Here is a 12743-nt window from a genome sequence, read left to right as displayed (position 1 = left end):
AAGCGAGTAGCCTGGTATCTGGTCACCACTAATCCAGGCCCAGTTTTTTCAGGCGATAACGTAATGTTCTGAAACTAATCCCCAACAGTTTCGCAGCAGCGGTGCGGTTCCATTTGGTTTTTTCCAGTGCCTTCAATATCATTTCTTTTTGTTGTTCGTGCAATGTATTGTCTAAATCCTGATAGCTGTCCGGGGTTTCCTTTTTAACTGGAGGAAGTTCAGCCTGCGGCAGATTTAAATCGCTCACATGAATGGTATCGCCTTCGCACAAAGCCATGGCTCGCTCAAGAATGTTCTCAAGCTCTCTGACATTTCCCGGAAATTGATAGGTTTGTAATGCCGCAATTGCCGTTTTACTTATCGCAATAGGCCGTTGCTTATGGACAAGGGCAATTTTCTTTAAAATGTGACTGGCTAGCAAAGGAATATCATCCAACCGCTCTCGTAAAGGCGGCACTCTTAATTCGATAACATTCACCCGATAATAAAGATCCTGGCGAAACCGCCCAGCTTGAATTTCATCATGAAGGCTCTTATGGCTTGCACTTAGAATACGGACATCGACTGATACTTCATTGTAATCGCCAATCGGTTTAATGGCTTTTTCCTGTATCGCGCGTAATAATTTGACCTGCATTGGCAAAGGTAACTCGGCGATTTCATCCAAAAAGAGAGTTCCGCCATTGGCGGCGACAAACAAGCCGGTTTTATCAGCAATCGCACCCGTAAAGCTTCCTTTTCTATGCCCAAAAAATTCGGACTCCATCAGTTCAGCAGGAATAGCCCCACAGTTCACTGCAATAAACGGTTTTTCAGCCCTTGGTCCCTGATGATGAATCAACTGAGCGACTAATTCCTTCCCGACGCCCGATTCTCCCAAAATAAATACAGGAGCCTGGCTGCGAGCCAATTTGTTAATATTTTGCCGTAACTCTTCAATGGAGTCACTTTCACCAATAATCTGATCTCGAGGAAAGTTGGCGCTCTCTTTGTGAATACTAAGCGCAGTTTTGACCAAATCTTTTAACATCTGCAGATTAATTGGTTTGGAAATATAGTCAAACGCACCGGCTTTCAATGTGTTGACAGCCCCCTCCACATTTCCATAAGCTGTTATGACAGCAATAGGAATATGCGGTTTGTGTTGCTGAACAAAATGGACAATTTCAATACCCTCTCCGTCTGGAAGCCGCATATCTGAAAGAATCAGAGAATAATCATGCTGTTTAATGCGCGTGATTGCCTCCTCATAACTTCCGGCTGTATCGCAGGATAATTGCATTCGATTCAGAGTGAGGCTCAACAGTTCGCGAATATCGGGTTCATCATCTATTATAAGAATTGTTGTTTTATTCATCATGCTGGCCTGTTGTTTGATTCATTGTAATTATAAATATCGCCCCTTTTTCCGCGTGTGAAAGCGTTAATCTGGCATTGTTCATTTCGCAAAGGTCCCTGGCCAAATAAAGCCCCATTCCCAAGCCGGTTCTTGTGGTACTAAAAAAAGGCTCAAACACCTCATGCTTTAATGACAATGGAATACCTGCTCCGGTATCGGCAATAATCATCTCTGTGTGACCCGCGTTGATAATCACCTGGATTACAATGTTCACCTGGCCTGATTTTTCTTTCCCGTGTTTAATTGAGTTATCACAAAGGATAATAAGTATTTGCTCCAATTGGCTTTTATCAAAGTAGATTACAGCACCTGGCGCTAAAATTAAGTTGATTAAACAGGGATGAGATGCCATAAAATCATTGCGAAACTCTTCTAAAAATTTCTTTAAATCAAATGACTGAGGTTTTGACGGCTCACCTCTCGACATTTGCAGCACATTTTTTATGGCCTGATTCATGCGATTGCAATTGTTCATAATTAATTGTTTTAAACGACTATCATCTTTATTAAGACTATCCCCCTCCCCCATTAACTGAACCGCATGAGAAATTGCCCCAAGCGGGTTTCGTAACTCGTGAGCAATACTGGCAGAAAGTCTCCCGAGAGAGGCGAGCTTCAGTTGCTGTGCCTGTTGAGTAATCAGCGACAGATCTTCCAAAAAAATTAAAATGGCTGTTTTAGGATTACAATTAACTGCTAGAAAATTGGCTTTTAAAGGCGGCTCTTCCAACATGGTTTCCCAGGTTTTTTTCCCAGTCCTTAGCTGCTCTGAAAAAAACATGGTCTTATCATACAGTTCAGTAGAAATTTCTGGCAAGACTAATAATTGGTCCTGTTTATTTTTATTAAAGAACATTCTTGCCGCCGTATTGATTAATTCTATCTCGGAGTTTTCATTAATGTAGATGATTCCTGAGTGCAGGCGTTCGACAATATATTCATTAATTTGCTGAATATTTTCAAGTTTTCTGCCGCGATTCTGGGCAATGGCTTCAGTTAACTGCACACGATGAGCTAGATACCAGGCTGTTAGCGCCGTGGCAAATAACCCGGCTCCATGTACCCCGCTATTGAATATATCAGTGGTACTGCTGTCAAGAAAAACATACTCAAGAATGTGAATACCGAGTAAAGTTGTGCTTGCAATGGCAGCGAAAAATACCGCCAGACGGCCTGGAACCATCATGCTCAACATAGCGACATTGACATTAAGCAGAATTCCCAGGCTACTGCCGATTTTGCTAAATGCGTTGATAAGCAGGGATAGCATCACAATATCAATAATCCCCCCGATCAGCACCTGGGTTTTGAATGCAACCTTTTTCTGATGATGTAAATGAAAAAAACAAAGAGCAAAGATCAGATATAACGCCAGTGTGCTCAAATACAGGAATAAGCTGTATTCGAGCCTGGACTTCAGATAAACAGCCAACAATATAAACAGCAGGATACACACAATCCGAAGACAGTTATAAACCCCAAGTACCTGCCACTGTCGAAAATCCGCTTTGCTTTGCACTCCCTTGCCCCTTATTATTACGTCCCGTGGCTTGTCCCATAGATATCTGCATATCTCTGAAAACAGAGTCCGCTCCTGGCTCCTACGTTCCTCGGCTTGTCCGAGGGATCCATAGATCCAATCCTGGCATGAGATTCTGGATCCCTCGGACAAGTGTACAGCAAAGGGACCCAGGGAATAGTGGGTATAGCTTTAAAGCAGCGTCGTTAGCTTCCAGAGCCTCCCCTCCCGCCTCCTCTGGGTCCCGGAAGGTTTGAGGGCGCATCATGTTGTGCGCTGGAAGGATTTCCACCCCCTCGGGTGAAAAATCTCCCAAAACTCGCCATAATGCCTGTTCGCGCGGGAGCAGCGGCGGCTACAGGTTGCGGTGCTTGCCTGTTGGGATTTAAAGCTAGAGAATGTTGAATTCCTAATTCAGCCGCTTTAGCAAATAACTCTTCTACTCCATGATTGTCTCTGGCGCTGGTTGCGATAAACGTACAGCCTTTCTCGACGGCAAACTCTGTAATAAGAGTCGAGTTTGCATTTGGCATATCACTCTTGGTACCAGCAAAAATAACAGGTATGGCAGAATTAAACGTTCTTCTGAGGTGTTCATATTCATTCTTTGCCTCTTGCAAACTGCCGGGGTCGGTCAGATTTACTGTTATAATAAAGGTCTTGGCATACGCGCCCCATCTATTATTTCTGAAACGACGAGTTTCACTATCGCCCATATCCATGAATGTTGCCAACGCTCTGACACCTGCTTCATTCTGATAGGCTTGAGCGAACCTGAAATACTGATCTTGTACGGGTACATCTGAATAACTATCGTTAAGATAACGTTGCATCAGACTCGTTTTTCCACTATTTCGTGGGCCGATAATGATGACAGGTAAATGTTCATCGGTGTTAGTAATCTGGGAACGATTGATACGACCAACGGTTATAATATTTTGATTATTTTTAAGAATTTGATTGTATATTTCTTTTAATTCATTATCAAAACTGGCTTCCATGTTATTTGGAAGATGGGATATGTCTCCTTTGGCTAAATCAATCAGCGCTTTTATCGCACCACGACTTGTTCCCCAGGAAGAGCTCTCACTACTTAATAACTCGAGTCTTGCCATGACTTTCTGATTCTCTATAAGAGAACGCATTTGATCAGCCATCCGCTGAGGAAGATTATCTAATTTGTCTTCAAAACCATTTATAACCTGCTCAGGCGTTTTTGCAATCATTTTTTTAAGGAACGCTTTCCCTAGATTATCAAGAAAAGCGCCTAGCTTAGACTTGTCAATTAAAGGCCATAATGCTTCCAGAGCGCCAAGGTCGGCATCTTTACAACTCTCAAGCACTGGGCCGATTTTAATGGTGTCACGTTCTCTTCTGTCCACATTGATGTTACGTATCAATGGGATTAAGGAGGCATACGATGTAATCGTTTCTTTAAAATACGGTTTAGCTAAAAAATTATTAACGATAGCGATTTTGGACCTGCCGCTTAAATGGTAGGTATCTTCATCTACCCCGCTCACCAGATTGATTAGAGCTGCAGTGTTTGGTACCAGTTCTGCAAGTTTGGTATCCCCTAATTGCTGCAAATAGACCATTTTGTCGGCATCTGTCAATTGCCAAAGCGCGATTCTTAATGCTTTGGCATCCTGAATACTGTTCAACGGCGGACAAAGGCTGTCAACCGTCTGATGAAACTCAGGAACTGCGGTGGCTGGCAATAAACGGCTTTCATTCGCTGGTTTATCCGCGATTCGTAAAGTAATGCCAAGGCTGGGGTATTTTCCTAGCAGAGCACTTATGGTCTCCGCTCGGGATTTTGGATTACCCTCCAACTGTGCAAAGAGTCGTGCATTCCCTGCAATTCCTGTAGTAATATCCGGTTGGTAAGATATTTTTTCCTCCATAAGCTTTGTAAAACCATCCTCTTTTTCTTTAAGTTTTTTTTCCAATTCGGTTTTTTGGTTATCTAACGCACCTTCTTGAATTTTCCGCACAAACCCGGGAATCCATTCCTTTAACTCCTGCTCCTTCTCCCGATTAATAGTGCTTAGTTCAGCGGCGTTCACCTCGACGCAAAATTCAGTACCCTGAACTTCTCCATTGGCTCTTACACCGGGGTTTTTCATACGATTCCAGATTGTGCCGACAGTATCCCGATACTGAGGAACAGTCATTGCAAACAATCGGCTTTGCTCATCCTTTGTCAATTTATCCAGAAATTCTGCAAACTCCAAAATCCCTTCGTTCGCATCAGCGCCAGCATTATGTTCCTGTCCGCCGCGTCCCCCTTGAGCTCTACCATGAGCTCCCCCATGACGCAACTTTTCGATAAAGCGGGTAATGTACCCATGCATTGACTGATCCCGTTTAATATAATCCCGAAGCTCCTGAGCCGCTTCATGAAACGCGGTAGCCGCAGGAGAATGTTTAATCACCCTTTCGCGCTCAGTTTCAGTCAACACTTTTGATTGTCCCTCTTCCAATGTGGTGTGCTTAAATACACCGTCCTCTTTTGCAAAAGACAGACAATCCGCCACCATGATAATACGCGGATTGTTTACATCGTCGCTAAGAACAAACTGCCAGGGCTTTAAATCAAACAAATCTTGCCCGGACATCTGATCCGAGAGATCAATATTAAACATTAACAGCTTAACCGCCTCCTTGTTAACAACGGGTGAGAGCCTTTCTGCAAGCAGCCAACAAATTTGATTGATAGGGGAGTGGGGATTGAAGGTATATGCCAGGTCCGTTTGCTGAATGCGTTTCCAGCGATTCGCCAGAAAGTCGATAAAGGGTTGGCATTCCTCTGCTGTTAACTCCTTATCTGACTTAGTTGCCCTATCAATTAATGCGCTTAATTCCTCATAAGTTTCCAGCAGCTCAATTCGTTCGATCTCATTTTTCCAGCCTAAGCGTTCTGGTCTAATGTATTTTTTTAGTGCTTCAATCTCTTCCCCTAACGCCTTGACGCTGGTCATAATGAACCCCAAAATATCATTTTATATAAATTATAAACATAAATAACAACTTTACTACTTTTAGTTTGTAAATTGCGGGGTTTTCTCCGTATCTATAGGTATTTATACTCTTTGACAACACAGTCAGCTCTAAGCGTCTACGTACCTCGACCGAGGCCTCCTCCTCCCGGCCAAGCGCCACGGCATGTCCGGGGCATCCACTTCTGTCCTTTGAGTGATCTGGATCACCCGAACAAGTCGGGTGACGTAGGGCAAAGTCGGGTGACGTAGGGCGAGTCAGGTGACGTAGGGCGAGTCAGGTGACGTAGGGCGAGTCGGGTGACGTAGGGCGAGTCTGGTGACGTAGGGCGAGTCGAATCAGATTCGCACTACGGAGAAATTAATTTTTGGCCAGTAACCAGCCCTCACTCAGCGGGTTTTGTTTCTCTGATTGCGGCATAATCTTTGGCTGCAAGCGCCTGTCGTTGATTGAGCTGTTCCTCAACTTTAGCAGCCCATTCCCTATAGCCGTCATCCGAGTTATTAACACATTCAATCAGCTCGGAGCCCATTCCGGAACCATAAGAAAAAAGGAGTAAACGGCTGTCGGGAGGGGTATGAGCCAAGGCATAGGCAAACATAATCCATAGGCTGGCGGTATAGGCATTGCCGCAGCGCTGATTCCAGGTCATAAACGGATTTACACGTTGTTCATAGAGCTCATTGATTTGGGCAGCATCAAAACCTAAACTCTCCCCTACTGCATTAAATGCCTTATAGACCATTTTGGGAAAAGGAACATGAAAACATAAGGCACTGTATCGATTTAAAAAATCCACAGGATTCTCATCTTTTACCATTTTTTTATAGCAGGAAACGGCCGCCTGTTTATAACATTCCAGACTAAACTGCCCATTCACTTCGGGATAATGTTTGTCCAGCGGTTTCCAGAAATCAAAAACTGGCTCACTGTAGGCAATGGTGTGACCGACATTGATGGTTGCGAGGTTGGCAGGCCCCACAATAAAAGCCACAGCTCCGGCACCCTGAGTCGGTTCCCCTGGATCATTCTGGGCGTATAAGGCTTCATCCACGGCAATAACCAGAGCGACTTTTTGCTTATCCGGATTAGCCTGATACCATTCGGCCGCCTGCAAGAGAGCCAGTGTACCGCCATAGCAGGCATGTTTAACTTCATAGGACCGTACATAGCCCTGGATCTTGAGTTCAGATGCAACCCATGCACTTAACGGACGGCTATAATCAACAGGAGTTTCTGTACCCACCGCAATTAAACCGATGTCCTCAACACTTCCACCCCAACGTTTAATTGCATCTTGCGCTGCCTGTATAGCCAAATCAATGACCGTGTATTGATTTCCGCAAAGCGCCATTTCATTTAACCCCAAACCTTTGGTATATTTTTCTGCTTCAACACCGCGTAGCCTGGCTAGTTCATTCAGATGCATATAAAAGGGGGGAAAGCTTATTCCTATACTGGTTATTCCTACACTTGAACTCATTTTGTTATGACCTGCGCATTAACAACGTTGTACAAATATAGCCCATATTCTTATAAAACGCCTTCCCGGAACGGGTATTTAATTACAATTTATTCAGAGTCCCTATCCTTCATAATGTCTGCAAGCGAACAATTTTTACTCATCGCTTCTGCCACCCAGCTTCCAACCTGATGATGCGCCTCCCGGAAAGCTATTCCCTGCATCACTAGAGTTTCTAAAACCGCTGTGGCATTAAGAAAACCTGAATGGGCTTTTTCCTGCATTAATTGAATATTGAATTGCAGGCTTTCCAAAAATGGGGTCATGACTTCAAGACATGCGATAACCGTATTGCAGGTATCAAATAATGCCTCTTTATCCTCCTGCATATCCTTGTTATAGCTAAGAGGCAGGCCCTTCATCACTGTCAGCATCCCCATCAGATGACCAAAGACACGCCCAGACTTACCGCGAATTAATTCAGGAATATCCGGGTTTTTCTTGTTAGGCATAAGTGATGAGCCTGTAGCGAAAGCATCATCAAGGTTTACAAAATTAAACTCCTGAGTTGCCCAAAGAATCAAATCCTCACTCATTCGCGATAAATGCATCATCAAAATACTGGCAAAACTACCTAACTCAATTACAAAATCACGATCGCTTACCGCATCCAGTGTATTGGAAATCACTCCGGAAAAACCAAGCTGACTCGCCGTCCAGGCTCGGTCAAGCGGTAAACTGCTTCCGGCAAGCGCTCCAGCGCCCAGAGGGGAATAGTTCATTCTTGATCGCCAATCCGCTAACCGGCTCAGATCGCGCTCAAACATTCCCTGATAAGCTGCAAAATATTGGCCCAGCTTCACCGGCTGCGCTTGCTGCAAATGGGTGTAACCTGGCATCCAGTCGCCATCGTGTTTATCCGTTAACCCCTGCAAACAGGCTATGAGCTTTTCAAGCAGCAATTTGATATGCTGCCCGGCATCCCGTGCGTACAATCTTATATCCAGGGCAACCTGATCATTACGGCTTCTGCCGGTATGAAGCTTTTTCCCTGTTTCCCCAATTTTATCAATTAGCAAATGCTCTATTAACATATGAATATCTTCATGATCTTCAGTCAATGAATGAATTCCCTGCCTGATTTCCTGTCGGATAGTCTGCAGTGCATTGCAAATCGCCTGTGCCTCTTCTTCATTCAGCAGTCCTTGTCTGGCTAACATCCTGGCATGCACCTGACTGCCGGCGATATCCTGCTCATAAAGAATATGGTCAAAACTCAGGGACGCGTTGAATTGGGCAGCCCGCCGATCCAGGCTTTTTTTAAAGCGCCCGCCCCAGACCTTACTAGTCATTTTCGACCTCCTTATGCACCAGACCGTATACTTTGGCAGATAAAGAATAGAGATTAATAAAACCTTCGGCATCTTTTTGGTTATAAATACTGTCTGCCTCGAATGTCGCCAAAGCCGGGTTATGTAAACTAAAGGGTGATTCCATGCCACAGGGAATGATATTGCCCTTGTATAACTTCAGATTCACTGTGCCGGTGATATGCTTTTGTGTGACCTCTATCAATGCATCCAGTGCTTCCCGAGCCTGTGAGAACCATCGTCCCTCATAGACCAGATTGGCATAGTGTTGTTGCAGGGATTGTTTAAGATGAAGGCAGCTTCGCTCCATACACAAACTTTCAAGCATTTTATGCGCTTTGTACAATACAGCCGCAGCTGGCGCCTCATAAATTCCGCGGATTTTCATACCCACCAGCCTGTTTTCTACCAGATCAGCCACTCCAATCCCATGTTCACCCGCTTTTTCGTTTAACTGCAGGAGAAATTCCACAGGCTTTAAACGTTCTCCGTTTAACATAACCGGAATTCCTTTTTCAAAATTAATGCTAATCCATTCAGCCTGGTCTGGCGTATGCTCTATTGGAGCGGTCATCAGTAAGACATCGTCTGGCATACTCGCAGCAGGATCTTCAAGCACTCCGCCTTCGTGAGAAATATACCAGGCATTATGATCACGGGAATAAGGCGCTTTTGGGGTGACCGGAACGTCAATTCCATGCTTCTGTGCATACTCAATTGCCTGCTGTCGGGATTTTATTTCCCAATGCCTCCAGGGGGCGATAATTTCAAGATGCGGGGCTAATGCCTTGAAAGTAAACTCGAAGCGCACCTGATCATTTCCTTTTCCAGTCGCCCCATGAGCTACCGCTTCGGCCTGCTCCTGCAGAGCAATTTCCACCAGCTTTTGAGCAATCAAAGGACGTGAAATGGTACCAAGAATGTATTGGTCTTCATAAAGCGCTCCGCATTGGACCAGTTTCCAAAGGTACTGCGTGACAAACTCTTCTTTGACATCCATTAGATAGGCTTTGCTCGCACCACTGGACAAGGCTTTTTCTTTTATTGCGCTTAAATTTTCCTGTTGCCCCAGGTCGCAAATCACTGCGATGACCTCTGAATCGCTGTAATTTTCTTTTAACCAGGGAATCATAACTGAAGTATCGAGCCCGCCTGAATAGGCCAGGATGATTTTTTTAATACGCTTTTCCATTTATTCCCCCCTGGTAAAATTGCTTTAAAAACAATATTGGATTATCGATTGTGGCAGGCTGAATGTCCGCTTTCAACTCCCCGTCTTTCAAAAGTATGATCCGATCAGCTATGCCAGTTAAAAACTCTAAATCATGTGACGCGATTAACATGCTTCCCTGCAATTGTTTAACACTGTCTAACAACTGCGATACCTCACTGGTTTTTGCGCTGTCCAGACCAGAAGTCGGTTCATCGCATAATAAAAGATCAGGCTTCATCATCAGACTTCTGGCCAAAGCCACTCGCTGCTGTTGTCCACCTGAAAGCTGACGTGGATACACATTCAGTTTGTCAATCAGTCCCAAGGCATTCAACAGCTGTTTTGCTTGCGCATAGTGATTTATTTTCGGCTGCTTTAGAGAAGGGGCATAGATTAGATTATTTAATACAGTCATATGCGGGAATAATTGAAAATCCTGAAACATAAATCCGGTTTTTCCACTCAGAGTAATGACGCCTGAATTGATAGGCTCAAGCCCCTGAATGCATCGAAGCAATGTCGATTTCCCGCTGCCTGATGGGCCTGCCAGACCCACTATAGTATTTGGCTTAATCTTGAAACTAAGCTGGTTCAACACCGGCATTGAGCCGTAATGTTTTGTGAGATTATGAATGTACAGCATGATGACCTCTTTTTTCCAGAACTCTTCCGGCCAATTCAATGAGCAACACCAGGCAATAATAATATGCACCAGCAATACAAAGAGGCAGGAAATAAGTAAATTGCTCTGCAGCCACGGTTTGGGAGCTCCTCATAAGATCCATTCCGCCAATCGTGGATATCAAGGCAGTTTCTTTCAGTAAAGCAATTACTTCATTAATCATTGCCGGCAAAGAGTTACTTAAAACCTGCGGTAAAATAATATCCTTCCACAAATAGCAGCCTTTGATCTCCAGGGTACTGGCAGCCTCAAACTGCCCTTTCGGCAAGCTTTCTATTCCGGCACGAAACAATTCGGCAAAATAGGCAGAACTATTTAATCCAAAGGCAATAATGCCCGCGATTAAAATATCAGGGTGCAATCCTGTCAGAGTCGGCATTGCGAAATAAATCAGGCTTAGCTGCAAAATTAAAGGAGTTCCCCGCAGTATCGAAATGATCCCCTTCACAGGCAAAGAAACGATTGATTGATAACGGCAGATGGCCCAGAAAATCCCGAGGGTGAAGCCTATAATCACACCGCCCGCCAGTAATTCCAAGGTCAATGTGAAACCATGGGCTATAAAAAAAAACGCCTGATTAATATCTTGCATTATTACTTCTCCAGCCACTTGGCCTTAAGCCTGGCAATCTCGCCTTTAGACTCTAATATATTTAATGCCTTATTGATTTCAGCAGTTAATGGAGAGCCCTTAGGCAGAGCAACTCCGTACCCTTGTTTAGATTGACCCAGGGTGTGATATGCAAGACCGGGATTTTTTTTACTAAACACCAGGGCTTGTGCTGCATCCATGACGACCACATCCATATGATTGCCTTTTAATGCTTCAATCGCCTGATTATTATTATCAAAGGCAGTGATCTGTTGCGATGTAAATTGCGTATGAACCCAGAGATCCATCACACTTCCCAACTGCACCGCGATTTTTTTATTTACCAGTTGCTCTTCGCTGATTACTGGCGCATTCGTTTTATAAACAGCAGCCATTTCCTGAAAATAATAAGGCGCACTGAAATCAAAATTTCTCTGGCGAACTTTGGTTATCGTCAGCGTAGATATGGCAGCCTCATCCTGTCCCGAGGTTAAGGCAGGCAAAACAGAACTGAACTGCATATTGTCGATAACCGCTTTTTTTCCTAATTCAGCGGCAATTAAATGGGCCAGATCAATATCAAAGCCCTTAAGTTCAGATTGCTCCGCAAACTCAAAAGGTGGATAGTCAGCAGAGGTTGCAAAATGAATGCTGGAATTATCGTGTGGTTGACAACCCGATAACAAAAGGACGACAGCAATTATTTTTATAGGGAGTGCATATTTGATCATGGTTACGTATTCAATTTTTATCCATTTTCTTAATTTATCTGCTTCCCTGTTTATTTGTCAAGCAAAAATGGATATGATTTCATAAAATGTGGTTTTAAATTCAAGAGAGCGAATATGACACATGATAGCCAGCTGGATCATTTGATTTTGAGTATTGTTCAAATTAAGCCAATTGCAGAGCAGGCTGACCTGCAGGCCAGTTTAAAAGAGAAAGGATATGATATTCCACAAGCAACCCTTTCAAGACGCTTGAAAAAGCTAAAAATCGCAAAGGTCGGCGGTATTTATCAGCTTATTGAACCGCAACAAGCATCTGGCTTGCCCATAGTCACGAACATTCAATACTCGCAGTACGGACTTGTAGTTCTTCAGACACACCCAGGAAATGCCAATAGCCTTGCCTATTACCTGGATAGAAAATATGTAGCGTTTAATTCGCTTGAAGAGGCTTCGTCTGGAATTTTGGGCACTATCGCCGGAGATGATACCATCTTGCTGATTATTCGAGGCCCAGCTGATTTGGATGGAGTGAGACGCCTGCTTAAAAAGGAATTCCCTTATATCTAGCAAAGTCATCCCTGGCTAACCTTATGTGATAGATTACCAGACCGCTGTCATTTCCGCGAGGCATTGTTGCGTGGATAAAAACATGTGTATAAAAGGCTGTCTTTGCGAGCGTCAGCGAAGCAATCCAGTTCGTAATCCTGCTCAAGGTTTGATCTGGATTGCTTCACTTCGTTCGCAAAGACGACAGTTTAGTTGCATTGTTCTT

The 12743-nt window shown here is 44.0% G+C and carries 10 protein-coding genes; 1 reads left to right on the top strand and 9 read right to left on the bottom strand.

Going from position 1 to position 12743, the window contains the following annotated elements:
- Positions 1-28: 28 nt before the first annotated feature.
- The 9 genes from DYH61_RS06620 to DYH61_RS06580 all read right to left on the bottom strand — a co-directional run bounded on the left by DYH61_RS06620 (position 29) and on the right by DYH61_RS06580 (position 11968).
- A complete protein-coding gene (locus DYH61_RS06620) occupies positions 29-1357 on the bottom strand; it encodes a sigma-54-dependent transcriptional regulator (protein ID WP_058506583.1) in 1329 nt (442 codons plus the stop codon).
- Positions 1350-2918 carry an ATP-binding protein gene (locus DYH61_RS06615; protein WP_058506584.1) on the bottom strand — a complete coding sequence of 523 codons (1569 nt, stop codon included), beginning with the start codon at positions 2916-2918 and terminating at the stop codon, positions 1350-1352. Before DYH61_RS06615 ends, DYH61_RS06620 begins: the two co-directional genes overlap by 8 nt.
- A 206-nt stretch (positions 2919-3124) precedes the next feature.
- On the bottom strand, positions 3125-5902 hold the full coding sequence (locus DYH61_RS06610) for a GTPase domain-containing protein (RefSeq protein WP_058506585.1): 2778 nt from the start codon (positions 5900-5902) through the stop codon (positions 3125-3127).
- Between the two features lie 404 nt (positions 5903-6306).
- Positions 6307-7404 carry a hydroxymethylglutaryl-CoA synthase family protein gene (locus DYH61_RS06605; RefSeq protein ID WP_058506586.1) on the bottom strand — a complete coding sequence of 366 codons (1098 nt, stop codon included), beginning with the start codon at positions 7402-7404 and terminating at the stop codon, positions 6307-6309.
- Positions 7405-7493: 89 nt separating this feature from the next.
- On the bottom strand, positions 7494-8735 hold the full coding sequence (gene argH / locus DYH61_RS06600; RefSeq protein ID WP_058506587.1) for an argininosuccinate lyase: 1242 nt from the start codon (positions 8733-8735) through the stop codon (positions 7494-7496).
- Positions 8728-9945: an argininosuccinate synthase gene (locus DYH61_RS06595; protein ID WP_058506588.1), complete on the bottom strand. Its 1218-nt coding sequence runs from the start codon at positions 9943-9945 to the stop codon at positions 8728-8730. The genes argH and DYH61_RS06595 overlap by 8 nt, the downstream gene beginning before the upstream one ends.
- Positions 9929-10609, bottom strand: coding sequence for an amino acid ABC transporter ATP-binding protein (locus tag DYH61_RS06590; RefSeq protein ID WP_058506589.1), 681 nt, complete (start codon positions 10607-10609; stop codon positions 9929-9931). The genes DYH61_RS06595 and DYH61_RS06590 overlap by 17 nt, the downstream gene beginning before the upstream one ends.
- On the bottom strand, positions 10593-11240 hold the full coding sequence (locus DYH61_RS06585) for an amino acid ABC transporter permease (RefSeq protein WP_058506590.1): 648 nt from the start codon (positions 11238-11240) through the stop codon (positions 10593-10595). The genes DYH61_RS06590 and DYH61_RS06585 overlap by 17 nt, the downstream gene beginning before the upstream one ends.
- Before the next feature lie 2 nt (positions 11241-11242).
- A complete protein-coding gene (locus tag DYH61_RS06580) occupies positions 11243-11968 on the bottom strand; it encodes an ABC transporter substrate-binding protein (RefSeq protein ID WP_407927352.1) in 726 nt (241 codons plus the stop codon).
- A gap of 117 nt (positions 11969-12085) precedes the next feature.
- Here DYH61_RS06580 and DYH61_RS06575 point away from each other — a divergent pair, with 117 nt between their 5' ends.
- Entirely contained in the window at positions 12086-12538 is a 453-nt protein-coding gene (locus DYH61_RS06575) for an arginine repressor (RefSeq protein WP_058506592.1), read from the top strand.
- Positions 12539-12743 lie beyond the last annotated feature (205 nt).

The organism is Legionella quinlivanii (genome assembly GCF_900461555.1).
Taxonomy (GTDB): domain Bacteria; phylum Pseudomonadota; class Gammaproteobacteria; order Legionellales; family Legionellaceae; genus Legionella_C; species Legionella_C quinlivanii.
The sequence above is the reverse complement of the archived record's forward strand: the minus strand, read 5'-3'. Positions and strand labels throughout refer to the sequence as shown.

Coding starts and splice junctions, on each gene's coding strand:
- DYH61_RS06605 (WP_058506586.1), bottom strand. CDS start 7,404: ATGAGTTCAAGTGTAGGAATAACCAGTATAGGAATAAGCTTTCCCCCC.
- DYH61_RS06585 (WP_058506590.1), bottom strand. CDS start 11,240: ATGCAAGATATTAATCAGGCGTTTTTTTTTATAGCCCATGGTTTCACA.
- DYH61_RS06575 (WP_058506592.1), top strand. CDS start 12,086: ATGACACATGATAGCCAGCTGGATCATTTGATTTTGAGTATTGTTCAA.
- DYH61_RS06595 (WP_058506588.1), bottom strand. CDS start 9,945: ATGGAAAAGCGTATTAAAAAAATCATCCTGGCCTATTCAGGCGGGCTC.
- argH (WP_058506587.1), bottom strand. CDS start 8,735: ATGACTAGTAAGGTCTGGGGCGGGCGCTTTAAAAAAAGCCTGGATCGG.
- DYH61_RS06590 (WP_058506589.1), bottom strand. CDS start 10,609: ATGCTGTACATTCATAATCTCACAAAACATTACGGCTCAATGCCGGTG.
- DYH61_RS06620 (WP_058506583.1), bottom strand. CDS start 1,357: ATGAATAAAACAACAATTCTTATAATAGATGATGAACCCGATATTCGC.
- DYH61_RS06610 (WP_058506585.1), bottom strand. CDS start 5,902: ATGACCAGCGTCAAGGCGTTAGGGGAAGAGATTGAAGCACTAAAAAAA.